Annotated in this window: 27 protein-coding genes; 10 read left to right on the top strand and 17 right to left on the bottom strand. The window is 69.1% G+C overall.

Going from position 1 to position 25,792, the window contains the following annotated elements; translation table 11 throughout:
- Positions 1-161 precede the first annotated feature (161 nt).
- From azu to QZH52_RS03880, 3 genes are all read left to right on the top strand, one after another.
- Positions 162-614: an azurin gene (azu, locus tag QZH52_RS03890; protein WP_301804162.1), complete on the top strand. Its 453-nt coding sequence runs from the start codon at positions 162-164 to the stop codon at positions 612-614.
- A 74-nt stretch (positions 615-688) separates the two neighbouring features.
- Positions 689-1,180: a phasin family protein gene (locus QZH52_RS03885; RefSeq protein WP_286529303.1), complete on the top strand. Its 492-nt coding sequence runs from the start codon at positions 689-691 to the stop codon at positions 1,178-1,180.
- Positions 1,181-1,297: 117 nt separating this feature from the next.
- Entirely contained in the window at positions 1,298-1,540 is a 243-nt protein-coding gene (locus QZH52_RS03880; RefSeq protein ID WP_286529301.1) for a hypothetical protein, read from the top strand.
- Between the two features lie 6 nt (positions 1,541-1,546).
- On the opposite strand, the gene QZH52_RS03875 is transcribed toward QZH52_RS03880, so the two are convergent.
- The 3 genes from QZH52_RS03875 to QZH52_RS03865 all read right to left on the bottom strand — a co-directional run bounded on the left by QZH52_RS03875 (position 1,547) and on the right by QZH52_RS03865 (position 3,002).
- Positions 1,547-1,975 carry an RcnB family protein gene (locus QZH52_RS03875; RefSeq protein WP_301804152.1) on the bottom strand — a complete coding sequence of 143 codons (429 nt, stop codon included), beginning with the start codon at positions 1,973-1,975 and terminating at the stop codon, positions 1,547-1,549.
- 109 nt (positions 1,976-2,084) lie between these two features.
- Positions 2,085-2,399: a hypothetical protein gene (locus tag QZH52_RS03870; RefSeq protein ID WP_301804150.1), complete on the bottom strand. Its 315-nt coding sequence runs from the start codon at positions 2,397-2,399 to the stop codon at positions 2,085-2,087.
- A gap of 27 nt (positions 2,400-2,426) precedes the next feature.
- The gene (locus QZH52_RS03865) at positions 2,427-3,002 is read right to left on the bottom strand and encodes a cob(I)yrinic acid a,c-diamide adenosyltransferase (RefSeq protein WP_301804148.1); all 576 of its coding nucleotides are present in this window, start codon (positions 3,000-3,002) and stop codon (positions 2,427-2,429) included.
- A gap of 69 nt (positions 3,003-3,071) precedes the next feature.
- On the opposite strand from QZH52_RS03865, the gene QZH52_RS03860 reads away from it, so the two are divergent.
- Positions 3,072-4,496 (top strand): FAD-binding oxidoreductase, encoded by a 1,425-nt coding sequence (locus tag QZH52_RS03860; RefSeq protein ID WP_286533157.1) that lies wholly within the window; start codon positions 3,072-3,074, stop codon positions 4,494-4,496.
- 193 nt (positions 4,497-4,689) lie between these two features.
- On the opposite strand, the gene QZH52_RS03855 is transcribed toward QZH52_RS03860, so the two are convergent.
- The 9 genes from QZH52_RS03855 to QZH52_RS03815 form a co-directional block, all read right to left on the bottom strand.
- Positions 4,690-5,592 carry a CsgG/HfaB family protein gene (locus QZH52_RS03855; protein WP_301804142.1) on the bottom strand — a complete coding sequence of 301 codons (903 nt, stop codon included), beginning with the start codon at positions 5,590-5,592 and terminating at the stop codon, positions 4,690-4,692.
- Positions 5,593-5,698: 106 nt separating this feature from the next.
- Entirely contained in the window at positions 5,699-6,640 is a 942-nt protein-coding gene (locus tag QZH52_RS03850) for a ParB/RepB/Spo0J family partition protein (RefSeq protein ID WP_301804138.1), read from the bottom strand.
- Between the two features lie 5 nt (positions 6,641-6,645).
- On the bottom strand, positions 6,646-7,188 hold the full coding sequence (locus QZH52_RS03845) for an RBBP9/YdeN family alpha/beta hydrolase (protein ID WP_301804135.1): 543 nt from the start codon (positions 7,186-7,188) through the stop codon (positions 6,646-6,648).
- On the bottom strand, positions 7,185-8,042 hold the full coding sequence (locus QZH52_RS03840; protein ID WP_286529286.1) for a ParA family protein: 858 nt from the start codon (positions 8,040-8,042) through the stop codon (positions 7,185-7,187). Before QZH52_RS03840 ends, QZH52_RS03845 begins: the two co-directional genes overlap by 4 nt.
- Before the next feature lies 1 nt (position 8,043).
- Complete coding sequence (locus QZH52_RS03835; protein ID WP_301804126.1) at positions 8,044-8,658, bottom strand: LysE family transporter; 615 nt, start codon at positions 8,656-8,658, stop codon at positions 8,044-8,046.
- 60 nt (positions 8,659-8,718) lie between these two features.
- Complete coding sequence (gene rsmG / locus QZH52_RS03830; protein ID WP_301804124.1) at positions 8,719-9,357, bottom strand: 16S rRNA (guanine(527)-N(7))-methyltransferase RsmG; 639 nt, start codon at positions 9,355-9,357, stop codon at positions 8,719-8,721.
- Positions 9,354-11,303: a tRNA uridine-5-carboxymethylaminomethyl(34) synthesis enzyme MnmG gene (gene mnmG, locus QZH52_RS03825; protein WP_301804122.1), complete on the bottom strand. Its 1,950-nt coding sequence runs from the start codon at positions 11,301-11,303 to the stop codon at positions 9,354-9,356. The genes rsmG and mnmG overlap by 4 nt, the downstream gene beginning before the upstream one ends.
- Before the next feature lie 160 nt (positions 11,304-11,463).
- A complete protein-coding gene (locus tag QZH52_RS03820) occupies positions 11,464-12,372 on the bottom strand; it encodes a transglutaminase-like domain-containing protein (RefSeq protein WP_301804120.1) in 909 nt (302 codons plus the stop codon).
- 13 nt (positions 12,373-12,385) lie between these two features.
- Positions 12,386-12,571 (bottom strand): DUF1328 family protein, encoded by a 186-nt coding sequence (locus QZH52_RS03815; protein ID WP_286510477.1) that lies wholly within the window; start codon positions 12,569-12,571, stop codon positions 12,386-12,388.
- 181 nt (positions 12,572-12,752) lie between these two features.
- Between QZH52_RS03815 and gstA the strand changes: the two genes are divergently transcribed.
- Positions 12,753-13,361 carry a glutathione transferase GstA gene (gstA, locus tag QZH52_RS03810; RefSeq protein ID WP_301804116.1) on the top strand — a complete coding sequence of 203 codons (609 nt, stop codon included), beginning with the start codon at positions 12,753-12,755 and terminating at the stop codon, positions 13,359-13,361.
- Between the two features lie 12 nt (positions 13,362-13,373).
- Here gstA and QZH52_RS03805 read toward each other — a convergent pair whose 3' ends face one another.
- Entirely contained in the window at positions 13,374-14,585 is a 1,212-nt protein-coding gene (locus QZH52_RS03805; RefSeq protein WP_301804114.1) for a YbfB/YjiJ family MFS transporter, read from the bottom strand.
- A 126-nt stretch (positions 14,586-14,711) separates the two neighbouring features.
- Between QZH52_RS03805 and QZH52_RS03800 the strand changes: the two genes are divergently transcribed.
- Entirely contained in the window at positions 14,712-15,815 is a 1,104-nt protein-coding gene (locus QZH52_RS03800) for an alkene reductase (protein WP_301804112.1), read from the top strand.
- Here QZH52_RS03800 and QZH52_RS03795 read toward each other — a convergent pair.
- Entirely contained in the window at positions 15,797-17,188 is a 1,392-nt protein-coding gene (locus tag QZH52_RS03795) for a sensor histidine kinase (protein ID WP_301804108.1), read from the bottom strand. The genes QZH52_RS03800 and QZH52_RS03795 overlap by 19 nt on opposite strands.
- The gene (locus QZH52_RS03790; RefSeq protein ID WP_301804107.1) at positions 17,185-17,874 is read right to left on the bottom strand and encodes a response regulator transcription factor; all 690 of its coding nucleotides are present in this window, start codon (positions 17,872-17,874) and stop codon (positions 17,185-17,187) included. Before QZH52_RS03790 ends, QZH52_RS03795 begins: the two co-directional genes overlap by 4 nt.
- Before the next feature lie 119 nt (positions 17,875-17,993).
- On the opposite strand from QZH52_RS03790, the gene QZH52_RS03785 reads away from it, so the two are divergent.
- The 3 genes from QZH52_RS03785 (at position 17,994) to creC (ending at position 20,506) form a co-directional block, all read left to right on the top strand.
- Positions 17,994-18,188, top strand: coding sequence for a heavy-metal-associated domain-containing protein (locus QZH52_RS03785; protein WP_286510471.1), 195 nt, complete (start codon positions 17,994-17,996; stop codon positions 18,186-18,188).
- 34 nt (positions 18,189-18,222) lie between these two features.
- A complete protein-coding gene (gene creB / locus QZH52_RS03780) occupies positions 18,223-18,972 on the top strand; it encodes a two-component system response regulator CreB (protein ID WP_301804102.1) in 750 nt (249 codons plus the stop codon).
- A 94-nt stretch (positions 18,973-19,066) separates the two neighbouring features.
- Positions 19,067-20,506, top strand: coding sequence for a two-component system sensor histidine kinase CreC (gene creC / locus QZH52_RS03775; protein WP_301804100.1), 1,440 nt, complete (start codon positions 19,067-19,069; stop codon positions 20,504-20,506).
- On the opposite strand, the gene QZH52_RS03770 is transcribed toward creC, so the two are convergent.
- Together QZH52_RS03770 and QZH52_RS03765 are read right to left on the bottom strand one after the other, a co-directional pair.
- Positions 20,500-21,099, bottom strand: a complete 600-nt coding sequence (locus tag QZH52_RS03770) for a hypothetical protein (protein WP_301804098.1) — start codon at positions 21,097-21,099, stop codon at positions 20,500-20,502. The two genes, creC and QZH52_RS03770, sit on opposite strands and share 7 nt — an antisense overlap.
- Positions 21,100-21,123: 24 nt before the next feature.
- Positions 21,124-23,493: a penicillin-binding protein 1A gene (locus tag QZH52_RS03765; protein WP_301804097.1), complete on the bottom strand. Its 2,370-nt coding sequence runs from the start codon at positions 23,491-23,493 to the stop codon at positions 21,124-21,126.
- 205 nt (positions 23,494-23,698) lie between these two features.
- Between QZH52_RS03765 and QZH52_RS03760 the strand changes: the two genes are divergently transcribed.
- Positions 23,699-25,765, top strand: a complete 2,067-nt coding sequence (locus QZH52_RS03760; protein ID WP_301804095.1) for a VIT and vWA domain-containing protein — start codon at positions 23,699-23,701, stop codon at positions 25,763-25,765.
- Positions 25,766-25,792 lie beyond the last annotated feature (27 nt).

Below are 25,792 nucleotides of genomic sequence, written 5' to 3'. Positions count from 1 at the left end.
CCTGGATCAAAGGCCGTCGCCGCGGCCTGTTGCGCCGCGCGGTATCGGCAAGCGCTTGTCGCGCGTCCTTGATCCAGGTCACGCGACCTCGGCGGCGAGTCATCACAATGGGCTTGGCGCACCATTGCGCGCGCCATCCTTTTTTCTGGAGAACCTTCCCCATGTTTCGCACCCGTCTCGCCGCCCTCGCCGTGCTGGCCTTCGCCTCCGTCCCCGCCCTCGCCGCCGACTGCACCGTCGAGATCGAAGGCAACGACGCGATGCAGTTCAACAAGCCCGCCATCGAGGTCAGCCAGTCCTGCAAGGAGTTCACGGTCAAGCTCAAGCACAGCGGCAAGATGCCCAAGCAGGCCATGGGCCACAACTGGGTGCTGGTCAAGACCGCCGACGTGCAGGCGGTCGCCGCCGACGGCATCGCCGCCGGCCTGCCCCAGAACTACGTCAAGGCCGGCGACGCCCGCGTCCTGGCCCACACCAAGATCGTCGGCGGCGGCGAGAGCGACAGCGTGAGCTTCGCCCCGGCCAAGCTGGCCGCCGACGGCAGCTACACGTACTTCTGTTCCTTCCCCGGCCATTCGACGCTGATGAAGGGCACGCTCAAGCTGGTCAAGTGAGCGAAGGGCTTTCATGAAACGCCCTTCTGGGCGTATCGTGGCGACCCCAACCTTCAAATCCGGAGACACCGCACATGGCCACCAGCAAGTCGAGCACCACCGCCGCGAAGAAGACGCGTTCGACCGGCATCCCCACGCCGGCCGACGTCCAGGAAGCCTTCGTCAAGCCGCTGAAGGGCATGGCCGAGCGACTGCAGAACCTGCCGCTGGCGGGCGCCGCGGGGGCGATCGTCGAGAGCGGGCGCAAGGACCTGCAGGCGCTGGTCAAGGCCAACGAGAAGTCCTACGAGGGGCTGCAGGCCGTGGTGCAGCGCCAGACCGAGATGCTCAAGACCTCGATCGAGGAATGGCAAGGGACCATGAAGGGGCTGTCGGGCAAGGACCCGCGCGAGGGCTTCGCCAAGCTCGACGCCATGGGCAAGGCGGCCTTCAAGCAGGCGCTGGACGACATCCGCGAGCTGTCCGAGATGGCGGCCAAGTCGCAGTCCGACGCCTTCGAGGTGGTGCGCGAGCGCATCCGCTCGAACGTCGACGAGGTCAGCAAGCTGTTGCAGCCGCGCAAGTAATCCCGCCCCGCGGGGCTCGATCTGCATTGTCCTGCGCGATATCGAGAAATAGGTCCGTGACTGGCGCCGCAGGAAGCGTACATTGGTGCGATTCCTCAGCGATTGGAACGAACCAGCATGGCATCGAATTCTCAGACGCGCATTTCGGAACGGGCCGCCAACGAGGCCGCAGCGCGCGAGCGGCTGCGGCAGGCCCTGCCCGCCACGGTCGACCATCTGCAGAACCACCAGGCAGACCGGATCGACGACAACGACATCGATGCCTACGTGCGGCTCAACTGGCTCGAATGGCACGGCGGCGGGCTGCGGCTCACGATCACCGGGCGCAATGTCTGCGCCCAGCTCACGCCGACCGCCTGAGCCCGGTCACTGGCCGATGACGATCTGGGCGATCAGCCCCGTCGCCACTGCGGCCAGCACGAAGTCGCCACCCACTCCCATCCACTGGTAGCCGCGCGGCGGCTGCTGCAGCCGGTGCCCGCGCCAGTCGTTCACGACGTATTGGCGGCCGCGGTACTCGCTCGGCATGCGCCCGCCGCGGCGCCATTCGGCGTGCGGATTCGGATACGCGCGATGCTCGAATCGGTCCGGACCCGGACGGTAGGCGCCTCGGGGGTCGGGGCGGTAGTCGCGACCGGGGCGGTAGTCGGGACGGGCGTCGACGCGATAGCCGGGCTGCGCGCGGTCATTGCGGTCGGGTCCGCGATCGAAGCGCGAATCCTGCGCGAAGGCGCTTCCCGCCATGCACATCGCGAGCGCTGCGGCGGCAGCTGCCATGCTCTTGGACTTGATCATTGTCGGAACTCCTTCTGCGTTGATGAGGAGTCCAGTGTGGAAGCCGCAGGTGTCGCGCCTGGCGCTCGCATGTACGCGCCACGTGAAGCAAGGTAAAGCCGGCCCGGATTCAGGGCGCGGTGCCTTGAGGCCCGACGGCCGGCGCGGCCGCCTTGTGGCTGCCGGCGGGCGTGATCTTGCGGCCCAGGGCCTCGCCCCAGCGGCGCACCGGCGCGCTGGCGCGCTCGGCCGTGTGGTCGACGCCTTGCCGGGTCGCATGGGCGCCGCGCTCGATGCCGCGGCCCGCGGCGTCGCTGCCGCGTTCGATGCCGTTCAGCACCTTGCTCTCGGCGCCTTGCGCGGACAGAGGCAGCAGCGCGACGGCGCCCAGCAAGGCCAGGGCGGCGCCTGCGGTGCATGTGCGGCTTTTGCTCGTGAGGGACATGGGTTCGATCTCCTTTTCGTCTCGCATTCAATCCTGGGGTTCGGCCGCGGCGCGCGCCATGCGTTCGCTCTTCCAGTAGACGTCGTCGCCGCCATCGACCCGGTTGAGCACCCGCGCGAGCACGAACAGCAGGTCGCTCAGGCGGTTGAGGTAGTGGCGCAGCGCAGCGTTGATCTCCTCCTGCGCGCCCAGCGCCACCACCGCGCGTTCGGCGCGCCGGGCGACGGTGCGGCAGACATGGGCCAGCGAGGCGGCGCGGGTGCCGGCGGGCAGGATGAATTCAGCCAGCCGCGGCAGCGCCGCATTGTGCTCGGCCAGCGCATTGTCGAGCTGCAACAGGGCCTCGGCCTTGAGCAGCGTGTAGCCCGGCATCGACAGCTCGCCGCCGAGGTTGAACAGCTGGTGCTGCACGTCGACCAGCAATTCGCGCACCGCGGCCGGCATCGGCTCGCAGAGCAGCACGCCGATCTGCGAATTGAGCTCGTCGACGTCGCCCATCGCGTGCACGCGCAGGTGGTCCTTGGGGACGCGGGTGTTGTCGCCGAGGCCGGTGCTGCCGTCGTCGCCGGTGCGCGTCGCGATCTGTGTCAGGCGGTTGCCCATGGGTGTGGTCTCTGGTGCGGGTTGAGGAAGCGGTTCGTAGAATGTTAGACCCTTCAGGAGACCGCCCCGATGAATGCGCCCACCGCCCCCTCCCATCTCACGCCCGAGATCGCGCTGCGCGCGGTGCCCGACGCTCTCATCGAGTCGCTGAAGGCCCGCTTCGGCGAGCGCTGCTCGACCGCGCTGGCGGTGCGCACGCAGCACGGCCGCGACGAATCCTCCTTCGACGCACCGCCGCCCTCGGCCGTGGTCTTCGCCGAAAGCACGCAGGACGTGGCCGACGCGGTCGCGCTGGCCAGCGCGCACAGCGTGCCGGTCATCCCGTTCGGCGTCGGCTCCTCGCTCGAAGGCCACCTGCTGGCGGTGCAGGGCGGCATCAGCATCGACGTCAGCCGCATGAACCGCGTGCTGTCGATCAACGCCGACGACCTCACGGTGACCGTGCAGCCCGGCGTCACGCGCAAGCAGCTCAACGACGAGATCAAGAGCACCGGCCTCTTCTTCCCGATCGACCCGGGCGCCGATGCCTCGATTGGCGGCATGGCGGCCACCCGCGCCAGCGGCACCAACGCGGTCCGCTACGGCACCATGCGCGAGAACGTGCTGGCGCTCGAGGTCGTCACGGCCAGCGGCGAAGTGATCCGCACCGGGACCCGGGCCAAAAAGTCCTCGGCCGGCTACGACCTGACCCGGCTCATCGTCGGCAGCGAAGGCACGCTCGGCGTGATCACCGAAGTCACCTTGCGCATCTATCCGCTGCCCGAGGCAGTGTCGGCCGCGATCTGCTCGTTCCCGAGCATCGAGGCGGCGGTGCGCACCACCATCGAGATCATCCAGCTCGGCGTGCCGATCGCGCGGGTCGAGCTGATCGACGTCAACACGGTGCGCATGGTGAACGCCTACGCCAAGCTCGGCCTGCGCGAGGAGCCGATGCTGCTGATGGAGTTCCACGGCTCGCCGGCCGGCGTCAAGGAACAGGCCGAGACGGTGCAGGAACTCGCCAGCGGCCACGGCGGCAAGGCCTTCGAGTGGGCCAGCACGCCCGAGGAGCGCACCCGCCTCTGGACCGCGCGCCACAACAGCTACTTCGCGGCGGTGCAGTCGCGCCCCGGCTGCCGCGTCATCTCGACCGACACCTGCGTGCCGATCTCGCGGCTGGCCGACTGCCTGCTCGAGTCGGTCGCCGAGGCCGATGCCAGCGGCATCCCCTACTTCCTGGTGGGCCATGTCGGCGACGGCAACTTCCACTTCGGCTACCTGCTCGACCCCAATCTGCCCGAGGAGCGCGTGACCGCCGAGAAGCTCAACCATGCGCTGGTCTCGCGCGCCCTGGCGCTCGAGGGCACCTGCACCGGCGAACACGGCGTCGGCCTGCACAAGATGGACTTCCTGGTGACCGAAGCGGGTGCCGGCGCGATCGACATGATGCGCACCATCAAGCGCGCGCTCGACCCGAAGAACATCATGAACCCAGGCAAGATCTTCAACTTGTGAGACCTTGCGGGACAGACCAAGAAACTTCTTGAAGACCTTGCGGGACAGACCAAGAAACTGCGCAGCAGTTTTTGCTCTGTCCTCAACTGATCAAGCCCTTCTTCAGATCCAGCCCTTCTCGAAATAGAGCCCCCATGAAAACCCCGGCCACTCGCCAGAGCGACCGGGGTTTTTCTCACCCTGAGCGTTGCCCCTATTTTTGCGTGCTGCTCCCGCGGCGAGCCGGCGCAGGTTGCGGCGCCGAGGTCTGCGATGGCGGTGCCGCGCCGTCCACGCCGAGCCGGCCGCCGCCGCCCAGCCCCTGGCCCTGCACCGTCTGCGCCTTGTAGTTGCGCAGCGAGATGACCATCTGGTTGAACGCGTCCATGAAGGCGGCGCTGATCACCTTGCCCTGGGCCGTGTTGGTGTAGCCGCCCAGCGCGCCGCCGGCGCTGCCGCCGAACACCGAGCCGAAGGCGCCGAAGTCGGTCTTCGAGGCGCTGCCCTCCGACGCCGCGACCTGCACCCCCGACCGGTTGTCGATCAAGGTCAGCATCGCGCTGGCCTCCTTGGTCTGCATGCTGCCGCCGACCGCGGACAGCACGCCGCTGTAGCGGCCGCCGACCAAGCCGCCCAGCGCGCCGCCCATGCCGCCCGCGTTCTGGTTGCTGAAGACGATCTCGGGCGACATGCCGTAGTCGGAGGCCACCATCTGGCCGCCGCCGAAGTTGCTGCCCTGGCGCATCTCGCCGGATTGCGACAACTGGCGCTCGCGCGACATGGCGTTCATGCCGGCCGCGCCGCGCTCGACCACCACGAAGCAGTTCGACTGCTGGATCAGCAGCCGCAGCAGGTTGGACGTCGGCGGCAGCTTGTACTCGTTGCGCAGGATCGTGTACCAGCCGGCCGACTGGTTCTCGATCAGCGACACCGTGCCCAGCGGCGAGGCGCATTTCTCGAGCGCGCTGCTGGTGTTGGCGCTGGCACTGCCCGCAGCGCTGCCGGTGGCCACCGTCTTGGCGCTCTGGCTGCCCATCTGCATGTCGGTGGTTTCGCAGCCCGCGAGCAGCATCGCAGCCGCGGCCATGGCGGCCCATGGTGATACGCGTTGTCCCATGTGATTCCCCTCTTAGAACTTTTGATTTAAAAGTTGTAGCGGGAGCATAGGACGGGTAACTGGTTGAAATCAATTCAACCAGAAGCAAGGGACGCCGGACGGCGAGCTAGGCCGTTTGGCGGATGCGGTCGATGAGGCCGTTGAGCGCGTCGAGCGAGCCGAAGTGGATCGCCAGTTCGCCGCTCTCCTCCACCTTGCCGCCGCGGCGGGTGCGCTTCTTGATGCGGACTTCGACTTCGGCCGCCAGCAGGTCGGCCAGCTCCTCCTCGACCCGCAGCAGGTCGCGCGACTTCTCGGCGGCGCCCCGCCGGGGCGACGGCGAGAGACTGAACTCGGCCGCCAGTTTCTTGACCAGCGCTTCGGCTTCGCGCACCGACATCTTCTTGGCCGCGATCTGGTTGGCCGCGGTGATCTGCGTGCCCTTGTCGAGCGACAGCAGTGCGCGCGCATGGCCCATGTCGATGTCGCCGGCCATCAGCATGGCCTGGGCGGGCTCGGCCAGGTTGAGCAGGCGCAGCAGGTTGCTGGCCGCGCTGCGCGAACGCCCCACGGCCTGGGCGGCGGATTCGTGAGTAAGCCCAAACTCTTGCACCAGCCTTTGCAGCCCCTGGGCCTCTTCGAGCGGATTGAGGTCTTCGCGCTGGATGTTCTCGATCAGCGACATGGCGGCGGCGGCTTCGTCGGGCACGTCGCGAACCAGCACCGGCACGCTTTCCAGGCCGGCCAGCCCGGCGGCACGGAAGCGCCGCTCGCCGGCGATGATCTCGAACTCGGCCTTCTTCTCGCGCGCCGCATCGCTGTCGAGCCGGCGCACCAGGATCGGCTGCATGATGCCCTGCGCCTTGATGCTCTCGGCCAGCTCGTAGAGCGCGCCCTCGTCCATCCGCGTGCGGGGCTGGTAGACGCCAGGCACCATCTGGTCGAGCTGCAAGGTGGTCGGATTCGGTAGCACCGAGTCGTCGTTGACCGCGGTGTCCGAACCGTTGAAGGTCGGGCCCAGCAGGGCCTCGAGGCCGCGGCCGAGGCCCTTTGGTTTTTTGGTGGCCATGGAGGTCATTTGTCTTTCAGTAGTTCGTTCAGCAGTGCGCGGCCTTCGGGCCAGTCGCCCAGGCCGGATTCGCCGTTGATGTGGCCGCGGGCGCCGGCATCGACGAAGCGTGCGCCCCAGTCGCGCGCCATCTGGCGCGAACGGGCGGCCTCGCAGTACGGGTCGTCCTGGCCGGCGATCATCAGCGAAGGAAATGGCAGCGGCTGGCGCAAGATCGGCGCCCAGCCGGGAATCATCTGGCGCAGGTCGTCGCGTTCCAGGTCGCCGGGCGCCACCAGCAGCGCCGCCCGCACCTTGGCCGTATGGCCCGAGTGCGCGGCCCAGGCGGCCACCAGGATGCAGCCCAGGCTGTGCGCGACCAGCACCACCGGACCCGGGGCGGCCAGCACCTCTTCTTCGAGCCGGGCGCTCCAGTCGCCCCGCAGCGGCCGCATCCAGTCGTGCTGCTCGACGCGATGGTCGCCATGAAGCGCTTCCCAGCGGCTCTGCCAGTGGGCCTCGTCGCTGTTCTGCCAGCCGGGCAGCAGCAGGATCTTGGGGGCGGTCAAAGGCTGTCCGGCAGTTGGACCGCCACCGGCGGTGCGTCCATCGGGGCGGGCACGGGCGGGCTTGCGGCCTCCGACGCCATCGCGCTGGCCGGCGGCATCTTGTCCACCAGCTCCTGGGCAAAAGCGACGAAGGCCACGCTGCCCTTGGCCGGCGGATCGAAGACCACGCCCGGCAGGCCGTAGCTCGGTGCTTCGGCCAGGCGCACGTTGCGCGGGATCACGGTGTCGAACACCTTGTCCCCGAAATGTGCCTTCAGCTGCTCGCTCACCTGCTGCTGCAGGGTGATGCGCGGGTCGAACATCACCCGCAGCAAGCCGATGATCTGGAGGTTCTTGTTGAGGTTCGCGTGCACCTGCTTGATCGTGTTGACCAGGTCGGTCAGCCCCTCGAGCGCGAAGTACTCGCACTGCATCGGCACGATCACGCCGTGGGCAGCACACAGTCCGTTGAGGGTGAGCAGGCTGAGGCTCGGCGGGCAATCGATCAGGATGTAGTCGTATTCGGCCCCGACCGCGGCCAGGGCGGTGCGCAGGCGCTTCTCGCGCCGGTCAAGCGCCACCATCTCGACCTCGGCACCCGCCAGCTCGCGGTTGGCGCCGAGGATGTCGTAGCCGCAGGCTTCGGACCGCACCCGGGCCTCGGCGACCGACGCCGATTCGAGCAGGACGTCGTACACCGTGGTCTCCAGCTGGCGCTTGTCGACGCCCGAGCCCATGGTGGCGTTGCCCTGCGGATCGAGGTCGATCATCAGGACCCGCTGCCCCACCTTGGCCAGGCCGGCCGCCAGGTTCACCGTGGTCGTGGTCTTGCCGACGCCGCCCTTCTGGTTCGCAATGCAGAAAATCTTGGCCATGTCAGCGGGAAATGGCCAGTTTGAAGCCGAAGGCGATCAGGAAAACGCCCGCCAGCTTGCCCAGTGCACCCGAAACTTTGGGATTGGCGCGCAGGCGCTCGGCCAGGAAATAGGTCAGCAAGGTCACGATCAGGCCGTACATCAGGGTCAGGAAAGCGATTGTGGCGGCCATCGCCCCGAAGGTGGCCAAACCCTGGTGGCGGCTGGGATCGATGAAGAGCGGGAAGAAGGCCATGTAGAAGACGATGGCCTTGGGATTCAGCAAGGTAATGGTCACGGCCTGCTGGAAGTACTGCCTGGGCCGGATGTTCAGGATCGGGGCCGCGCCGGGCTTGGCCCGGATCATCTTCAGGCCCAACCAGGCCAGGTAGCCGGCGCCGAGCCATTGGACGGCACTGAATGCGGCCGGATAGGCGGTCAACAGGGCGGCGACGCCGGCCACGGCGGCCCACATCAGCACCTGGTCGCCCGCGATCACCCCGAAAGTGGCGGCCAAGCCGCCGCGGATGCCGCCCTTGCCCGTCGAAGTGATCAGCGCGAGGTTGCCAGGCCCGGGAATCGCGAGAAAAAGAACGATGGCCGCGACGAACGCGCCGTAATCAGCGATGCCGAACATGCAAAGTACCTCAATGGGGAGTGCGTCGAGTCTAAGCGAGGTCGACGCGCGCAGCGTCGGTCAGACGCCGGGTTTTCGCATCCAGACGATGCAACGCTCGGCGTCCAGCCCCGGAACCGTGAGTTGTTCCACGTGAAACACCTCGCAGCTGGCCGGAAGCTGGGCGATTTCGTCGTCCGGCGCCCTGCCCTTCATGGCCATCCACTTGCCTTGCGGCGCCAGCAGGTGTTGCGAGCCCGAGACAAAATCCGCCAGCGAGGCGAATGCGCGGGAGCTGATCAGCCCGTAGCTGCCTTGCAGCACCTCCACCCGGGCGTGCAACCCGCGCAGGTTCTTCAACCGCAGCTCCGACGCCACCTGCTGGACAAAGGCCGCCTTCTTGGCCACGGCATCGAGGCAGGTGACCTGGATGTCGTCGCGCAGGATGGCGATGACCGCCCCAGGCAGCCCCGCGCCGGCGCCAACGTCCAGCAAATTCGCGGCGTCTGGACACTCGCGTCGCAGCGGCGCGATCACCGACAAGCTGTCGAGCAGATGGTGCGTGAGCACCGTGGCCGGATCGCGGAGCGCGGTCAGGTTGTAGACCTTGTTCCACTTGAGGATCAGCGCGCCGTAGGCCAGGAGGCGCTCGCACTGAACGTCGGTCAGGGCCAGGCCCAGCGCGGCCGAGCCTTCGCGCAGCAGTTGCTCCTGGCTCATTCCGCGGCCGGGATTTCTGCTTCGACCGGGTCGCGGGCGAAAGCCTGGTGCCCACCCTTTCGAAGATGGATCATCAGCAGCGAGATGGCGGCCGGCGTCACGCCCGAGATGCGCGAGGCCATGCCCAGCGTCTCGGGCCGGTGCTTGGCCAGCTTCTGCCGCACCTCGAAGCTCAGCGCCTTGACCTGGCCGTAATCGAAGGTCTCGGGCAGCTTGAGGTTCTCGAGATGGGCGGCACGCTCGACCTCGTCATGCTGGCGGTCGATGTAGCCCGAATACTTGGCCGCAATCTCGATCTGCTCGATCTCGACCGCACCCGGGGCCTCCGGCGCGCTGTACTTGCCGCCGTCCAGCGACATCAGCGAGGCGTAGTTGACGTTCGGGCGGCGCAGCAGGTCGCCCAGGTTGTATTCATGGTCGATCGCCTTGCCCAGCACCCGCTCCGACTCGGCAGCCGGCAGGTTCCGCGGATTGACCCAGATCGAACGCAGCCGCTCTGTTTCACGTGAAACAACGTCGCGCTTGCGGGAGAAGGCGTTCCAGCGCGCATCGTCGACCAGGCCAAGCTTGCGGCCCGCTTCGGTCAGGCGCATGTCGGCGTTGTCCTCGCGCAGCTGCAACCGGAACTCGGCTCGGCTCGTGAACATGCGATATGGCTCGGTCACGCCCTTGGTGATCAGGTCGTCGACCAGGACGCCCAGGTAGGCCTCATCGCGCCGCGGCAGCCACGCGGCTTCGCCCCGGCATTGCAGTGCCGCATTGATGCCCGCGAACAGCCCCTGCGCCGCCGCTTCTTCGTAGCCGGTCGTGCCGTTGATCTGCCCGGCGAAGAACAAGCCCTGGATCGCGCGCGTCTCGAAATTGCTCTTGAGTTCGCGCGGATCGAAGTAGTCGTATTCGATGGCGTAGCCGGGACGCAGGATGTGCGCGTTCTCGAGGCCCGCCATCGAGCGCACCAACTGGTACTGGATGTCGAACGGCAGGCTGGTCGAGATCCCGTTGGGGTAGAACTCGTGGGTGGTCAGCCCTTCGGGTTCGAGAAAGATCTGGTGGCTCTCCTTGTCGGCGAATCGGTTGATCTTGTCCTCCACGCTCGGGCAATAGCGCGGGCCGATGCCGTCGATCTTGCCCGTGAACATCGGGCTGCGATCAAATCCAGAACGGATGATGTCGTGGGTACGGGCGTTGGTGTTGGTGATCCAGCAAGGCACCTGCTGCGGATGCATCTCCGCCCGGCCCATGAAGCTGAACACCGGCATCGGGCCGGCGCCGCCCGGCATCCCGTCCCCGGGCTGTTCGGTGCACTTCGAGAAATCGATGGTCCGGCCATCGAGCCGCGGCGGCGTGCCGGTCTTCAGGCGTCCCTGGGGCAGCTTGAGTTCCTTGAGCCGGGCCGACAGGCTGACCGCCGGCGGGTCCCCTGCCCGGCCGGCCTGGTAGTTGTCGAGGCCGACATGGATGCGCCCGTCCAGGAAGGTGCCCGCCGTGAGCACAACCGCCCGCGCCCGGAAGGCGATGCCCACCTGCGTGATGGCGCCCACCACGCGATCGCCCTCGATCATGAGGTCGTCGACCGCCTGCTGGAACAGCGACAGATTCGGCTGGTTCTCGAGCCGGCGGCGAATCGCCGCCTTGTAAAGGATGCGGTCGGCCTGCGCCCGGGTCGCCCGAACCGCCGGCCCCTTGCTCGAATTGAGGATCCGGAACTGGATTCCGCCCTCGTCCGTCGCGATCCCCATCGCGCCGCCGAGCGCGTCGACCTCCTTCACGAGATGCCCCTTGCCGATCCCGCCGATCGAGGGGTTGCAGCTCATCTGGCCCAGGGTCTCGATGTTGTGGGTCAGCAGCAGCGTGCGAGCGCCCATGCGGGCGGAGGCCAGCGCGGCTTCGGTGCCGGCATGGCCGCCGCCGACGACGATCACATCGAATTCTTCGGGGTACAGCATGGGATGGGGCGCACCACGCGTGCGCGCTCGGGAAGGGGCCGTGATTTTAATCGCCGAAGTACTTCCGTGCTGCCGTGAGGGCAAGGCGGCCGTCCCGACGCCTGGCGCCGATGGCCATCGGCATTGAATCTGATGCTATCATTTTGATAGCATCAGGGACTCAGTCGATGGCGCTGACCTCGTGCGCCGACGCCAACTCGTCCGCCGGCAGCGCCACCGGCTTCTCGATGCCCACGATCTGACCGCTCGGGCGCGGCTCGGCCGGCGCACCCTGGCGCTCATCCTGCAGTTCGCGCACGCTCAGCGTCTTGGCCGTCATGCTCACAGGGCCGAAGAGGGTGCAAAAGGCCACATCCTTGGCGTCCCGCCCGGTGCCGACGCGCACCAGCCGGTCGACCGGCGCCATCCGCGTGCCATCGAACAGCACCCACTGCCCGCCCAGCCAGGCCTCGAACACCGCATGGAAGTCCTGCGGCGGCTCGTCGAACCAGACATAGCCCACCACCAGCCGGGCCGGGATGTTCAGCGCCCGGCAGAAGGTGATGCCGAGGTGGGCAAAGTCGCGGCAAACCCCGGCGCGTTGGACGAAGACCTCGCGCGCCGTGGTGGTCGAGTCGCTGCTGCCCGGCTCGTAGGTGATGCTGTCGTGGATCCAGTCCACGATCGCCTGCACGCGCCCGATGCCCGGCGGCAGGTCGCCGAACAGCTGGAGCGCACAGCGCGACATCAGGTCCGACTCGCAGTAGCGGCTCGGCATGAGGTAGTGGAGGATCTCGTTCGGCACCTCGTTGACCGGCACCTCCACCAGGTCGGTCGGCACCTCCGCCCAGACGCGCCGCACATGGGCCTTGTAGCGGATCCTGAGCGGCCCGGGCGCCGCATCGAAGCGCACGAAGCGGTTGCCGCTGCCTTCGTCGCAGAAGGCCTGCAGCGGCACGGCGGGCTCGATGACCAGGTCTTCGCTGATCAGCGCCTGCGCGCCGCTGCGCGCGGCCTCGATGTTGAGCAGCAGGTGCGACGGTGCGGCGACCTCGTATTCGAGCAGCGCGTCGATGTGGGAAAAGTGCATGGCGTTCAGGCGTTCAGTCCAGCGCCTTCTTCACCGCGCCCACGCCGAGGGCGGCCAGCACGAGGAAGACGACCGCAAGCACCAGGAACAGCCCGAACAGCACCTTGGCGATGCCGGCCGCGCCGGCCGCCACGCCGCCGAACCCCAGGGCACCGGCGATCAACGAGATGACGGCGAAGACAATGGCGTACTTCAACATGAGTGGACTCCTTGAACGACGGACCCCGTCGCGGTGCCCGCAAGCTTAGGAACCCGCGCGCGACGGCCCCATAGTCGCGGCGCCCAAGGCACCGTAGGACAAAAACGCGCCCCGTGAAACCGCTTAGCATCGCTGTCGCGTCGTCAAGAACGCATTTCGCCTATTCACTGGAGTTTTTCGAATGAAGCTGTACTACTCGCCGGGCGCCTGCTCGCTGTCGCCCCACATCGCCCTGCGCGAAGCGGGCCTGGCTTTCGAACCGGTGCTCGCCAGCACCAAGAGCCACAAGCTGCAGGATGGCACCGACTACTACGGCATCAACCCGCTGGGCTACGTGCCGATGCTCGAACTCGACGACGGCACGCGCCTGCGCGAAGGCCCGGCCATCTTGCAGTACATTGCCGACCTGGTGCCGACCAAGAACCTGGCGCCGGCCAACGGCACGATGTCGCGCTACCGCCTGCAAGAATGGCTGACCTTCATCGGCACCGAGATCCACAAGAGCTTCTCGCCGCTGTTCAATCCGGGCATGCCTGAAGAAGGCAAGGCCATCTCCAAGACCAAGCTGCGCTCGCGCTACGAATGGCTCGACAGCCAGTTGGCCGACAAGGACTACCTGATGGGCGACACCTTCAGCGTCGCCGACGGCTACTTGTTCGCGGTCACCAACTGGGCCAAGCCCACCGGCGTCGAAATCGCCGACCTGCCGAAGCTCAGCGCCTGGCACGCGCGGGTGGCCGCCCGCCCCGCGGTCCAGGAAGCATTGAAGGCAGAAGGCCTCGCGAAGTAGTCTGTTGAGGCCTCAAGCGGGCCGTTGACGCCAGGCGAGCAAGGCGCCGGCCCACAGCGCGAGGGCCGACGCGACCAGACCGCCGGCGAGGCCGCCGCGGCCGTCGGAGATCCAGCCGGTCACGGTCGGGCCGACGATCTGGCCGAGCGCGAAGACGATCGTGAACGCGCTGATGCCGGCCGCCCATTGCGGGGCCGGCAGGTTGTGTCGCACCAGCGCCGTCGTCGACGCCACCACCGACAGGAAGACGGCACCGAACATCAGGCCCGAGACCAAGGTCAGGGGCCAGGCCGGACTGAGCACCGGCAGCAGGGTCGCCACCCCCAGCAGGGCGTTCAGCAGGGCCTGCGGGCCGCCGCCGCGAAAGCGGTCGAGCAGGCCGGCCCACAGGCGGGCCGACGCCACGCAGGCGACGCCCAGCAAAGCGTAGAACAGCGTGATGTCGCCGGGGCTCGCGCCCTGCTCGCGCAGCAGCGCGATGACAAAGGTCATGTAGCCGATGTAGCCGGCACCGAACAGCGCATAGCCCGCCAACGCCCAGCCGAAGCGCCGGATCGGCCAGGCCGGCCGGCCCGTCGCGGGCGCCGGCGTCGGCGCCGCGACGACGGCGCCCTCCCCCGGCAACGCGCGCACCGCGAACGCGAGCACCGCGGTGGCCGCGACGCTGGCCAGCGCCAGCGCCCACCAGGCCCAGGCCCAGCCATGCGGTGCCCCGGCCGCGACCTGCAGCACCGCGGGCACCAGCAGCGCCGACAGCGTGATGCCGAAGCCGGTGCCGCCGTAATAGAGCCCCAGCAGCAGACCCGCGCGCGACGGCTGCGCGCTGCCGAGCCGGGCCGCCAGCAGGCCGCCGGAGACGAACACCCAGGCGCTGGCCAGGCCGGCCAGCAGGCGCTGCAGCAAGAGCGCCGGCGCCGAAACGAAGAAGCCGCTGGCCGCCATGAAGAGGCTGGCCGCGACCGCACCGCCGACCAGCAGCCGCACCGCGCCGAAGCGCCGCATCAACGTCGGCGTCAGCAGCGCACCCAGCAGGTAGCCGGCGGCGTTGGCGGTGTTCATGCCGCCGGCCAGCGCATAGCTCCATCCCAGGTCCGCGCGCATCGGCGGCAGCAGCAGGCCATAGGAAAAGCGGGTGATGCCGAGCGAGACGGCCGCCCCCAGCGACAGCGCCAATGCGAGACGGAGGGCTTGGGCGGGCGTGAGCGAGGCGGGCGTCGAAGGCATGCGGAATCCGCGCATTCTGCGGCAGTGACTAGCACCAACAGGACAACCGTGCGACAGCAGGGTTGCGATTCGGGGTTTACCCTTGCGCGTTCTCTTCCCTCATCTTCAACAACAGGCACTCCGTTCATGTCCTCTCTCTTCGATCCCGTCCAGGCAGGCGATCTGGCGCTCGACAACCGCATCGTGATGGCGCCGCTGACGCGCAACCGGGCACCCAATGCCGTTCCGCGCGACATCACCGCCACCTACTATGCGCAGCGCGCCTCCGCTGGCCTGCTGATCACCGAAGCCACCGCGATCAGCCAGCAAGGCCAGGGCTATGCCGACGTGCCGGGCCTCTACGGCACCGACCAGCTTGACGCCTGGAAGCGCGTGACCGATGCGGTGCACGCCGAGGGCGGCAAGATCGTGGTCCAGCTGTGGCACGTCGGGCGCGTCTCGCACACCGAGCTGCAGCCCGACAACGGCAAGCCGGTCGCCCCCTCCGCGATCACCGCCAAGACCAAGACCGTGCTGATCAAGGACGGCGTGCCGACCTTCGTCGAGACCTCCGAGCCGCGCGCACTTGATGCGGCCGAACTCCCCGGCATCGTGCACGCCTATGCCGCCGCGGCGCGCAACGCGGTCGAGACCGCCGGCTTCGACGGTGTCGAGATCCATGGCGCCAACGGCTACCTGCTCGACCAGTTCCTGAAGACCGGCAGCAACAAGCGAAGCGACGACTACGGCGGCAGCATCCCCAACCGCGCCCGCCTGCTGCTGGAGGCCACGCGCGCGGTGGTCGACGCGGTGGGCGGCGGCCGCACCGGCATCCGCCTGTCGCCGGTGACGCCGGCCAACGACGTCCACGACGCCGACCCGCAACCGCTGTTCGACTACGTGGTGCGCCAGCTGGCACCGCTCGACCTGGCCTACATCCACGTCATCGAAGGCGCCACCGGCGGCCCGCGCGAGCTGGACGACCGGCCCTTCGACTACGAGGCGCTGAAGGCCGCATACCGCGCGGCCGGCGGCAAGGGCGCCTGGATGGTCAACGACGGCTACGACAAGCCGCTGGCCGAAGAAGCGCTCAAGGAAGGCGACGACCTGGTCGCCTTCGGCCGGCCCTTCATCTCGAACCCGGACCTGGTGCGCCGCCTGCGCGAAGGCGCGCCGTTGAATCCGTGGGACAAGAACACCTTCTACGGCGGCGGCGAAGCCGGCTACACCGACTACCCGGCCCTGGCCTGAACGGCCGCCTGCGCGTCGGCGGAGAAAGCCACGCTGACGCGCAGGCCTCCCTCGTCGGAGGCCCGTGCGAAGCTCAGCTCGGCGCCGAGCAGCTTCGCGTAGCGGGCCACGATCGCCAGGCCCAGCCCGGCGCCCTGTCCGAGTTTCTGGCCCGCCGGCCCCTGTGCCCAGCGCTGCAGCAAGTCGGGCTGGGCATCGGGCGCGATGCCCGGGCCGTCATCGACCACGCTTAGCGTGCGGCCCGACAGTTCCACGGTGATGGTGTGGCCGCCGTAGCGCAGCGCGTTGTCGATCAGGTTGTCGAGGATGCCCTCGACCAGCGCCGCATTGGCAGCCACGGTGACCGCTTCCTCGAGTCCGAGACCGCCGAGATCGACGCCCTGGGCATCGGAGCGCGCCAGGTGCCGCAGCACCGCCTGCTGCCCCAGCTGGTCCAGCCGCAGGGGCTCGCGCTGCAGCCGGGTATGGCCCTCGTCCGCCAGCGCCAGCGCCAGCAGCTGGTCGACCAGGTGGCTGGCCCGCACCTGGCTGGCCAGGATCTGCTGCAGCTGTTCGCGCCAGGCCGCCGGATCGCGCTGCGCCAGGCCGTAGTCGGCCAGCGCACGGATGCCCGCCAGGGGCGTGCGCAGCTCGTGCGCGACATTGCCCGCGAACTCGCGCTGCGCGGAGGCGCTGCGTGCCAGACGCTCGAACAGCGCGTTGAGCGTGTCGCCGAGCTGCTCGAGCTCGCGCGAACTGCGAGCCACCGGCACCGGCGCCAGGTCATGGGCATCGCGGCGCTCCAGCGTGCGCCGCAGGTCGCCCAGCGGGTGCAGCTCGCGATCGATGCCGCGCCAGATCCAGGCCGCCAGCAGCGCCAGCAGCACCAGTTGAGGCGCCAGCGAATACGCCAGCAGCTTCTCGACCAGCGAGGCGCGCCCGCGCGTGGTCTGCGCGATGACGACCCGATAGGCGAGCGGCTCTTCCTGGTTGAGCACCACCGCCCGCAGCGCCTGGCCCTGGTAGTCGATGCGCGAGAAGCGGTGGCGTGCGCCGTCCTGCGGCGCCGGCGCACGGAGGCCGGCGTCGCCGGCCAGCAGCGAGCCATCGGGCCGCAGCACCGCGAAGTAGACCGTCTCCGCCTGGTCGAACAGCAGGTTGTTCATCTCGCGCGGCGACAGCAGAAGCTCGACGCCGCGCTCGCCGGCCCGCACGTTGGCCGACACCGAATAGGCGTCGTCCAGCATCGCGCGGTCGAAGGCCTGCTCGGCGAAATAGCTGGCGACGACCAGCGCCACCGCGGTGCCCAGCAGCCATGTCAGGCCCAGCGGCAGCAGCACGCGACGCAGCACCCGCGCGATGAGCGAGGGCGCGGCCGCCGCGCCGCTGCTCACGTCTCGGCTTCCATCAGGTAGCCGATGCCGCGCAGCGTGCGGATGGCGGCACCGCTGGCGACCAGCTTCTTGCGCAGCCGAGAGATGAAGGCCTCGAGCGCGTTGTCGCCCAGCGATTCGTCGAAGGTCGAGAGCTTGTCGGACAGCTCGCGCTTGCTGACCGTGCGCCCGGGCGGGCTCATCAGCTCCCACAGCACCTCGAACTCGCGCGCCGGCAGGTCCAGCGGCACGCCCCCGACGGCGAAGCGGCGCGCCCGCCGGTCGAGCCGGAGCTGCCCGAGCAGCGCGATGTCGTCGGTGCCCTGGGCCCGGCGCACCAGCGCCCGCAGCCGGGCCTCGACCTCCGCCAGGTCGAAGGGCTTGCCGAGGTAGTCGTCGGCACCGGCGTCCAGGCCGGCGATGCGTTCGTCGGTGCGGTCGCGGGCGGTCAGCACCAGCACCGGGGTGCGGTCGCCGCGGGCCCGCGCCTGGCGCAGGGCCGCCAGGCCGCTCGCGAGGCCGCTGGTCGGGCTGGAGGTCGCCGGCAGGTTCAGGTCGAGCAGCACGGCATCGAAGGTCTGCACCCGCCACAGGTGGTCGGCGTCCTCGACGTTGGCCGCCACGTCGACGCGGTGGCCCGCATCACCCAGGCTGCGCAGCATCACGCCGCGCAGGACCTCATCGTCTTCGACCAGAAGGATTCGCATGGGTGGGTAGTGAAGTGAAAAAACTTGCTGTTTGTACCGCAGGAAGCGCCCCCTCACTGGACATTGACATGGGGGAAAGGTTCAAACTCGCGCTTCAACCACATGAAGGAGCCATCACGATGAGCCAGAAGTTCCAGGTCACGGGCATGAGTTGCGGCCACTGCGCCGGCGTGGTGCAGAACGCGGTCCAGACGATCGATCCCAGCGCGCAGGTCACGGTCGACCTCGAGACCGGGCATGTCGACGTCGTCAGCCAGCACCCTCGGCAGGACATCATCGTCGCGATCGAGAACGCCGGCTACCGGGCGCAGTAGGCCGGCAGCACCGGGGCGCGGCTACCATCGCCGCATGCTCTCCAACCCGCGGATCCTGATCGCCGAAGACGAGTCCGGCATCGCCGACACCCTGCAGTACGTGCTGCGCACCGACGGCTTCGTCCCGGTCTGGTGCGCCACCGCCGCCCAGGCCATCGCGCAGTTCACGGCCGAGCCGCCGGCGCTCGCGATCCTCGACGTCGGACTGCCCGACATGAACGGCTTCGAGCTGTTCAAGCGGCTGCAGGCCCTGCCCGGTGGGGCGCAGGTGCCGATGCTGTTCCTGACCGCACGCAGCGACGAAATCGACCGCGTGGTCGGCCTCGAACTCGGCGCCGACGACTACATCGCCAAGCCTTTTTCGCCGCGCGAGCTGGTGGCGCGGGTGCGGACCATCCTGCGCCGCAGCGGCCGCGGCGCCCAGGGAGTGCCGGCAGCGGCCACCTCGCCGGCGCCGGCCCCCTCCCCCGCCGCGCCCGCGACGCCGTTCGCGCTCGACCTCGAACGCATGCAGATCCGCTACTACGGCCGCCTGCTCGAACTCTCGCGCTACGAGTACGGCGTGCTGCGGCTGCTGGTGCAGCGGCCGGGGCGCGTCTACACCCGCGACGACCTGCTGCGACTGGTCTGGGACGAGGCCAGCGACAGCTTCGACCGCACCGTGGATGCGCACGTGAAGACGCTGCGCGCCAAGCTCAAGGCGATCGCGCCCGAGGTCGACCCGATCCGCACCTTGCGCGGCACCGGCTATGCGCTGAACGAAGAACTGCCGCCTGCTCCATGAGTACCAGGCCGGCGCCGGGCCGCTCCCAAGGCGGCCTGCGGCCCCCTCGGGGGGCAGCGACCCACACGCAGTGGGGGAGCGTGGGGGCCGTGCCATGACCAGTCGGACCCGCATCTTTCTCGGCATTCTGCTGATCTACACGGCAGGCATCGCCTTCCTGCTCTACCGCGTCGTGATCGACATCGACCCGCGCTACCGCGAGTCGGCGGAAGAATCGCTGGTCGAGGCCTCGCAGCTGATGGCCAGCCTGGTCGAGCAGGACGTGATCGCCGGGGCGATCAACACCGCGCGGCTCGAGCCCCTGTTCCGCTCGGTCTATGCGCGCCAGTTCTCGGCCCAGATCTACAACCTGCACAAGCGCCACGTGGAACTGCGGATGTACGTGACCGACCGCAACGGCCGGGTGCTGTTCGATTCGCAGGGCCGCAACCTGGGCGCCGACTTCTCGCGCTGGAGCGACGTCAGCCGCTCGCTGGCGGGCACCTACGGCGCGCGCACCACCCGCGACATCGCCAACGATCCTCTGAGCTCGGTGATGTACGTGGGCGCGCCGGTGCGCTGGGGCAACGAGATCGTCGGCGTGGTCAGCGTCGGCAAGCCGGTCCAGAGCTTCGGCCAGTTCGTCGAGGACGCGCGGGCCCGCACCCTGTGGGTGGGCGTCGGCTCGGCACTGGCCCTGCTGGTGGGCGCGGTCATCGTCTCGGTCTGGCTGGTTCGTCCCTTCGGGCTGATCTCGGACTACGTCGGCTGGCTGCGCGCGCAGCGCAGCCTGAGCCTGGGCCGCATGCTGCGCCGGGCCATCGACACGCTGCGCAGCGGCCTCGGCGAGATGCGCGACGCCTTCACCGGCCGCAACTACGTGGCCGACTACGTGCAGACCTTCACCCACGAGATCAAGAGCCCGCTGTCGGCCATCCGCGGCGCCGCCGAGCTGATCCAGGAGCCGTCGATGCCGCAGGCCGAGCGCGAGCGCTTCCTCGCCAACATCGCGCACGAAACCCAGCGCATCCAGGAGATCGTCGACCGCATGATGGAGCTCACCGCGCTCGAGACCCGGCGCGCGCTGGACCGCAGCGAGCCGGTGGCGCTGGGGCCGCTGCTGCGGGAGGTGGCCGCCGGTGCCCAGGCCGCGGCCGCGCGGCGCGAGGTGCGCGTGCAGGTCGCGATCCATGCCGAGGCCAGCGTCGAAGGCGACCCCTTCCTGCTGCGCCGCGCGATCAGCAACCTGCTCGACAACGCGATCGACTTCTCGCCCGCGGGCGCCGAGGTGCTGCTGGCGCTGGAAGCCAGTTCGCGCCGGGCCATCGTGAGCGTGCGCGACCGCGGTCCGGGCATTCCGGACTATGCGAAGGACAAGGTCTTCGAGAAGTTCTACTCGCTCGCCCGGCCCCACAGCCAGAAGAAGAGCACCGGGCTCGGGCTGGCCTTCGTGAAAGAGATCGCGGCCCTGCATCGCGGCCGGGTCGAACTCGCGAACGCGCCGCGCGGCGGCGCGCTGGCGACGCTCACGCTGCCGCTGCTGTCACTTCACTGACCGGTGAGCGCCGCGTAGGCCTTGCGGGTCTCGGGGCTCACGGCGTCGAGCACCTGCGCGTGGGAGGTCTTGTGGCGCGCCAACAGCCGCGCCGAGGCCACCGCCTTCGACTTGCAATACCAATGGCAAGTGTGCTGCATCAGGAACAGCTCGGCCGACATCATGTAGGCCTTGGCCTTCGGCGAGCGCTGCGCTTCGTTGCGCATCACGCCGGCGATGCCGCGGGCATGGATCGCGAAGGCCTGGCGCAGGTCGAAGGCCGCGGCCGGCAACAGCTGCGCAACGAAGGGCAGCGGCAGCTTGCTGACCCGTGCCTCGCTCTCGCCGACCTGCGCGAATTCGGCCGCGAAGCTGTCGAACTGCGCCGACAGCTTGGCCTCGGTGCTGTCGAGCAGGCCCCAGATCTGGGCCCGGCGCTCGGGATCGTCCTCGCCGAGACAGCGCAGGTAGCCTTCGGTGAGGTTCTCCATCAGCTTCTCGATCTGGTAGTGGCCGAGGTGGCTGCCCAGCAGCGCGATGCGCCGGCGCTGCTGCTGCGAGTTGACGAGGTAGGCGCCGATGACGATCAGGGTCACCAGGGTGAGAGTTTCCATCGGCCCCGAGTGTAGGGGGCGCCGCTACCTGAAGAAGTCGAGGATGCGGTTGCGGTCCGCCGGCGCTGCCGGCGGCGCCACCTGCGCGCCCGCCAGGTCCTCGGCCGGCAGCGGCGCCAGCGCGGGATCGAGCCCCAGGCTGGCCACGCCGTGCCCCGGCGCGTAGTCGTCGAAGTACCACTCGCCATCGACCTGCAGCACGCCGTCGGGCGCCTTCAGCGGAGCCACCGGCACGCCCTTGAGCGCCGCCTGCATGTAGCCGGTCCAGATCGGCAGGCTCAGGCTGCCGCCGGTCTCGCCGCGCACGCCGAGCTGGCGCGGCGTGTCGTAGCCGACCCAGGCGATGCCCACGCGGGTCGGCTGGAAGCCGGCGAACCAGGTGTCGAACGAATCGTTGGTGGTGCCGGTCTTGCCGTACAGGTCGTCGCGCCGGATCGCCTGGTAGGCGCGCGACGCGGTGCCGCCCTTCACCACGCTCTGCAGCAGCGAATCCATCATGAACGCATTGCGCTCGGGGATCGCGCGCCGGGCCTCGTCGAGCACCGGCGGCTCGGTCTCCATCAGGATCTTGCCGCGGGCGTCGGTAACCCGCGTCACCAGGTAGGGATTGACGCGAAAGCCGCCGTTGGCGAACACCGCATAGCCGGCCGCCATCTGCATCGGCGTCACCGAGCCGGCACCCAGCGCCATCGGCAGGTTGGCAGGCTGCTTCTCGCGCTCGAAGCCGAAGCGCGTGACCCAGTCCTGCGCATAGCCGGCGCCGATCGACTGCATGACGCGCAGCGTGACCAGGTTCTTCGACTGCTGCAGCGCGCGCCGCAAGGTGATCGGGCCGTCGTAGCCGCCGTCGTAGTTCTTCGGCTCCCAGGCCGTGCCGCCGGCGCCGGCCTCGAAGAACAGCGGCGCATCGTTGACCACCGTGGCCGGCGTGAAGCCCTTCTCGAGCGCGGCCGAATAGATGAAGGGCTTGAAGCTCGAGCCCGGCTGGCGCCAGGCCTGCGTCACGTGGTTGAACTTGTTCTTGCCGTAGTCGAAGCCGCCCACCAGCGCCTGGATCGCGCCGCTGCGCGGGTCCAGCGCCACGAAGGCACCCTCGACCTCGGGCAGCTGCGTGATCTCCCAGGCGTTCTTCGGCGTGCGCGCCACGCGGATCACCGCGCCCGGCCGGATCCGGATGTTGCGCGCCGCCTTGTCGGCCAGCCCCGACTGCGCGGGCCTGAGCCCTTCGCCGGCGATCTGCAGCGTCTCGCCGTTGGCGCGCACCGCGCGGACCTCCCTGGCGCTCGCCTGCAGCACGACGGCGGCCACCAGGTCGCCGTTGTCCGGGTGCTCCGCCAGCGCATCGTCGACCGCGTCGTCGAGTGCCTTCGGGTCGTCGGGAAGGTCGATGAAGGCCTCGGGCCCGCGATAGGGCTGGCGCCGCTCGTAGTCCATGATGCCCTTGCGCAGCGACCGGTAGGCCGCCTGCTGCTCGGCCGCGACCAGCGAGGTCGTCACCTTGAGCCCGCTGGTGTAGATGCTGTCGCCGTACTGCGCATGCATCATCTGGCGCACGGTCTCGGCCACGTACTCGGCATGCAGCCGCGACGGGTCCGCGGCATCGCGCAGCTGCAGCGGTTCGCGGCGCGCCGCATCGGCCTGCGCGGCGTTGATGAAGCCGGTCTCCTGCATGCGGTCGATCACGTAGAGCTGGCGCGCCCGCGCGCGGCGCGGATTCGCCACCGGGTTGTTGGTGCCCGGCGCCTTCGGCAGGCCGGCCAGCATGGCGGCCTCGGCCACGGTGATGTCCGCGAGCGGCTTGCCGAAATAGGTCTCGGCGGCAGCCGCGAAGCCGTAGGCGCGGTTGCCCAGGTAGATCTGGTTCAGGTAGATCTCGAGGATCTGGTCCTTCGTGAGCTGGCGCTCCATGCGCAGCGCCAGCAGGATCTCCCAGGTCTTGCGCTGCACGGTGCGCTCCGAACTCAGGTAGACGTTGCGCGCGACCTGCATCGTGATGGTCGACGCGCCCTGCTTGCGGCCGCCCTGCAGGCTGGCCAGCGCGGCGCGCGCGAAGCCCTTGTAGTCGACCCCGCCGTGTTCGTAGAAGCGCGCGTCCTCGACCGCCAGCACCGCGTCCTTCATGACCTGCGGAATCTGCCCGAAGGGCGTCAGGTTGCGGCGCTCCTCGCCGAACTCGCCGATCAGCGCGCCGTCGGCCGAATAGACCCGCAGCGGCTGCTTGGGCTGGTAGTCCGACAGCTCGGAGATGTCGGGCAGCCGCGGGTAGATGGTGGCCACCGCGATGCCGCCGGCGATCGCCAGCACGACCACGGTGCCGGCCGACAGCGCGGCGATCCAGGCGACCGGACGGCGCCAGCCGGGTGCGCGGGAGGGGGTTTCGGACGGAGAAGTCATGGCAAGGAGGGAGCAGGAACAGGCCGCGATGGTTCCCCATCCGGGCGATGCCTGTGTGAAGGCCCTGTTCGCAGGACTTCACACAGGCTTCACACAAGGCTGTTTTCGAGCCGCCGGACTTCGAACGGCCTTCCAACTGGCTTCTCGCTCGCTCCGGACAGTGGCTCCCGTGCAAGTTCGCACGAGAAGGAGAAGGAAAAACACCATGGACACGCCCCTCTACCGCTCCGGCCGACGGCTCTGGCTCGTCACCCTGACACTGGCCGTCGCCAGCTTCCTCGCGCTGAGCGTGCGGCCGCTGCATGCACAGGAAGCGCCGGGCCCGCGCGCCAAAACCGAGAGCCCGTATTTCTTCGTCAAGAGCGACGACCCCGAACTCGATCGCCTGCCGCTCAAGGGGACCGAGGTGGACGTCAAGATCTCCGGGGTGATCGCCGACGTCACGGTCACGCAGACCTACCGCAACGAAGGCCAGCGGGCGATCGAGGCACGCTATGTGTTCCCGGGTTCGACCCGGGCCGCGGTCGGCGCGCTCCAGGTGCGCATCGGCGAGCGCCTGATCACCGCGCAGATCCGCGAGAAGGCGCAGGCCCGCATCGACTACGAGGCCGCGAAGAAGGAGGGGAAGACCGCCGCGCTGCTCGAGCAGCACCTGCCCAACGTGTTCCAGATGAACGTCGCCAACATCCTGCCGGGCGACGAGGTCCGGGTGGCGCTGCGCTACACCGAGCTGCTGGTGCCGCAGGGCGGCAACTACCAGTTCGTCTATCCGACGGTGGTCGGGCCGCGCTACAACAGCCCGCAGTCGGAGAACGCGCAGGCGCGCTGGGTGGCGCAGCCGACGCTGCGCGCGGGGGTTGCGCCGGGCACCGCCTTCAAGCTGAAGGTCGCGCTCGACATGCCGATGGCGCTGCAGGAGGTGCGCTCGCAGACGCACGCGATCTCGCTGGCACGGCGCGATGGCGACGCCCATGCCGACGTCACGCTGGCGCCCGGCAGCGGCCCCGCGGACAACCGCGACTTCGTGCTCGACTACCGGCTCGCCGGCGATCGGGTCCAGTCCGGGCTGATGCTCTACCAGGGCCAGGGCGACGGGGCCGAGAACTTCTTCCTCGCCATGGTCGAGCCACCGAAATCGGTGGCGGCGAACGCCATCTCGCCGCGCGACTACATCTTCGTGGTCGACATCTCGGGCTCGATGCACGGCTTTCCGCTCGACACCGCGAAGGCCATGCTGGAGCGCCTGATCGGCGGCCTGCGGCCCAGCGACACCTTCAACGTGCTGCTGTTCTCGGGCAGCAACCGCATGCTGTCGCCGCACTCGGTGCCGGCCACCCGCGCCAACATCGCACAGGCCCTGGCGACGATCCAGAACTACGGCGGCAGCGGCAGCACCGAGCTGATCCCGGCCCTGCAGCGCGCCTATGCCGAGCCGAAGGCCGAAGGCGTCTCGCGCACGCTGGTGGTGGTGACCGACGGCTATGTCACGGTCGAGCGCGAGGCCTTCGAGCTGGTGCGCAAGAACCTGGGCCGCGCCAACCTGTTCGCCTTCGGCATCGGCTCCTCGGTCAATCGCCACCTGATGGAAGGCCTGGCACGCGCCGGCATGGGCGAGCCCTTCGTGATCACCGATCCGGTCCAGGCGCCCGAGCAGGCCGCGCGCTTCCGCCGCATGGTGGAGTCGCCGGTGCTGACCCAGGTGAAGGCGCGCTTCGAGGGCCTCGACGTCTATGACGTCGAGCCGGTGGTGCTGCCCGACGTCCTCGGCGAACGCCCGGTGATCGTGTTCGGCAAGTGGCGCGGCGAAGCCCGCGGCCGGCTCGTGGTCGAGGGCCGCGGCGCCGAGGGCCCCTACCGGCAGGCGCTGAAGATCGACCCGGAGGCGCGCCGCGATGCGGCCGCACTGCGCAGCCTGTGGGCGCGGCATCGCATCGCCAGCCTGTCCGACCAGGAGACGCTCGAAGGCGGCGACGCGCTGCGCCAGCGCATCACCGACCTCGGCCTGCGCTACGGCCTGCTCACGCAGTACACCAGCTTCATCGCCATCGACCGCGTGGTGCGCAACCCGGCGCCCCAGAGCGCCGCCGGTGTCGACCAGCCGCAGCCATTGCCCCAGGGCGTCGGCGAGAGCGCGCTCGGCCAGGGCTTGGGCGCCGAGGTGCCGAGCACGCCCGAGCCCGAGACGCTGGGCGCGATCGCGGTGGTGCTGTCGATGCTGGCGATGCTCCGGCGGCGCGTCCGGCGCAATGACAGCCGGAGGTTCACCTCCTGAGACCTTGCGGGACAGACCAAGAACTGC

This window comes from Variovorax ginsengisoli, assembly GCF_030486595.1.
In the GTDB taxonomy this organism is placed as follows: Bacteria; Pseudomonadota; Gammaproteobacteria; order Burkholderiales; family Burkholderiaceae_C; genus Variovorax; species Variovorax ginsengisoli_B.
The sequence above is the reverse complement of the archived record's forward strand: the minus strand, read 5'-3'. Positions and strand labels throughout refer to the sequence as shown.

Coding starts and splice junctions, on each gene's coding strand:
- QZH52_RS03875 (WP_301804152.1), bottom strand. CDS start 1,975: ATGATCAAGTCCAAGAGCATGGCAGCTGCCGCCGCAGCGCTCGCGATG.
- QZH52_RS03865 (WP_301804148.1), bottom strand. CDS start 3,002: ATGGGCAACCGCCTGACACAGATCGCGACGCGCACCGGCGACGACGGC.
- QZH52_RS03860 (WP_286533157.1), top strand. CDS start 3,072: ATGAATGCGCCCACCGCCCCCTCCCATCTCACGCCCGAGATCGCGCTG.
- QZH52_RS03835 (WP_301804126.1), bottom strand. CDS start 8,658: ATGTTCGGCATCGCTGATTACGGCGCGTTCGTCGCGGCCATCGTTCTT.
- creC (WP_301804100.1), top strand. CDS start 19,067: ATGACCAGTCGGACCCGCATCTTTCTCGGCATTCTGCTGATCTACACG.
- QZH52_RS03870 (WP_301804150.1), bottom strand. CDS start 2,399: ATGTCCCTCACGAGCAAAAGCCGCACATGCACCGCAGGCGCCGCCCTG.
- rsmG (WP_301804124.1), bottom strand. CDS start 9,357: ATGAGCCAGGAGCAACTGCTGCGCGAAGGCTCGGCCGCGCTGGGCCTG.
- mnmG (WP_301804122.1), bottom strand. CDS start 11,303: ATGCTGTACCCCGAAGAATTCGATGTGATCGTCGTCGGCGGCGGCCAT.
- QZH52_RS03820 (WP_301804120.1), bottom strand. CDS start 12,372: ATGCACTTTTCCCACATCGACGCGCTGCTCGAATACGAGGTCGCCGCA.
- QZH52_RS03855 (WP_301804142.1), bottom strand. CDS start 5,592: ATGGGACAACGCGTATCACCATGGGCCGCCATGGCCGCGGCTGCGATG.
- QZH52_RS03840 (WP_286529286.1), bottom strand. CDS start 8,042: ATGGCCAAGATTTTCTGCATTGCGAACCAGAAGGGCGGCGTCGGCAAG.
- QZH52_RS03770 (WP_301804098.1), bottom strand. CDS start 21,099: ATGGAAACTCTCACCCTGGTGACCCTGATCGTCATCGGCGCCTACCTC.
- QZH52_RS03880 (WP_286529301.1), top strand. CDS start 1,298: ATGGCATCGAATTCTCAGACGCGCATTTCGGAACGGGCCGCCAACGAG.
- QZH52_RS03785 (WP_286510471.1), top strand. CDS start 17,994: ATGAGCCAGAAGTTCCAGGTCACGGGCATGAGTTGCGGCCACTGCGCC.
- QZH52_RS03790 (WP_301804107.1), bottom strand. CDS start 17,874: ATGCGAATCCTTCTGGTCGAAGACGATGAGGTCCTGCGCGGCGTGATG.
- QZH52_RS03805 (WP_301804114.1), bottom strand. CDS start 14,585: ATGCCTTCGACGCCCGCCTCGCTCACGCCCGCCCAAGCCCTCCGTCTC.
- creB (WP_301804102.1), top strand. CDS start 18,223: ATGCTCTCCAACCCGCGGATCCTGATCGCCGAAGACGAGTCCGGCATC.
- QZH52_RS03850 (WP_301804138.1), bottom strand. CDS start 6,640: ATGGCCACCAAAAAACCAAAGGGCCTCGGCCGCGGCCTCGAGGCCCTG.
- QZH52_RS03765 (WP_301804097.1), bottom strand. CDS start 23,493: ATGACTTCTCCGTCCGAAACCCCCTCCCGCGCACCCGGCTGGCGCCGT.
- QZH52_RS03800 (WP_301804112.1), top strand. CDS start 14,712: ATGTCCTCTCTCTTCGATCCCGTCCAGGCAGGCGATCTGGCGCTCGAC.
- azu (WP_301804162.1), top strand. CDS start 162: ATGTTTCGCACCCGTCTCGCCGCCCTCGCCGTGCTGGCCTTCGCCTCC.
- gstA (WP_301804116.1), top strand. CDS start 12,753: ATGAAGCTGTACTACTCGCCGGGCGCCTGCTCGCTGTCGCCCCACATC.
- QZH52_RS03885 (WP_286529303.1), top strand. CDS start 689: ATGGCCACCAGCAAGTCGAGCACCACCGCCGCGAAGAAGACGCGTTCG.
- QZH52_RS03815 (WP_286510477.1), bottom strand. CDS start 12,571: ATGTTGAAGTACGCCATTGTCTTCGCCGTCATCTCGTTGATCGCCGGT.
- QZH52_RS03760 (WP_301804095.1), top strand. CDS start 23,699: ATGGACACGCCCCTCTACCGCTCCGGCCGACGGCTCTGGCTCGTCACC.